1 protein-coding gene is annotated in these 1,055 nt (G+C 77.0%); it reads right to left on the reverse strand.

Going from position 1 to position 1,055, the window contains the following annotated elements; all coding sequences use genetic code 11:
- On the reverse strand, positions 1 to 1,055 hold a 1,055-nt coding region (locus ND748_RS32585), incomplete at both ends, for a serine hydrolase (protein WP_251750102.1).

Genomic DNA, 1,055 nt, shown 5'->3' on the forward strand with positions numbered 1-1,055 from the left:
GTGCGGGCACCCACTCGGCCGGCAGCGGCGGCTCGGCGGTGTCGACCGCGTCGATCAGGCCGACGGCGAGGTCGACGACGGCGACCCCGCTGGTCGCGTTCGCCATCGCCACCGCCGCGGTCCCGCCAGGCCTGGTCCACAGCCCCGCGACGAAGCCGGGCATCGAACCGCCGTGCCCGACGAGCACCCCGCCGGGTTCGCGCAGCAACTGCACACCGAGCCCCGCCCCCAGCCGCCATTCGCCGCTGTCGCCCTCGACTGCGGCCGGTTCACGCATCTCGGCGAGGGTGTCCGCGGACAGCACGGCGTCGGTGTGCCCGGCGAGGACGGCCGACCAGCGCACCAGGTCCGCGGTGGTCGACCAGAGCTGGCCGGCCGGGGCCAGCACGCCCGCGTCGTGGGCGGGCTCGGGCAGCAGCACGTCGGCATGCGGGTGGACGGCGAAGCCGTGCGCGTGCGGCGCGGCGGGCAGCGCGGTCGTGCGGGACATCCCCAGCGGCGCCAGCAGCTCGCGGTGCAGGGCCTGCGCCCAGCTCATCCCGCGCAGCCGGGCGACGAGCTCGCCGAGGACCGCGAAGCCGACGTTGGAGTAGTGATGGCGGCGTCCCGGGCGGAACCGGTCCGGGTCGGGACCGAGGGCGTCGGCGAGGGTGGGATGGGCCTGCCCGGCCACCCGCTCCCACCACGGCGGTGCCGTCTCCGCCGCGATGCCACCCAGGTGGGACAGCAGGTGCGCGACCGTACGATCACCGACCGCGGTCCCCGGCAGGTGCCGGTCGAGGGGGTCGCCGAGCGCCAGGCGTCCCTCGTCGCGCAGGCGCATGACCAGCACCGCGGTGAAGGTCTTCGTGATGGAACCGATCCGGTACTGGGTGTCGGCGTCAGGCCGCCGGGCGCCCCGGCCCTCGGCATCACCCCCGCGACCGTCGTCACCGTCGTCGGCGTCGCGACCGTCGTCGCCGTCGGCCTGATCGGGTCCGACGGCGCGACCCCGCCCGGCCGTCCACACCGGGCGGCCGTCGCGTGCCACCGCGGCGACCAGCGACGGCGCCCGC

This window comes from Frankia sp. AiPs1 (genome assembly GCF_023716945.1).
Taxonomy (GTDB): Bacteria; Actinomycetota; Actinomycetes; order Frankiales; family Frankiaceae; genus Frankia.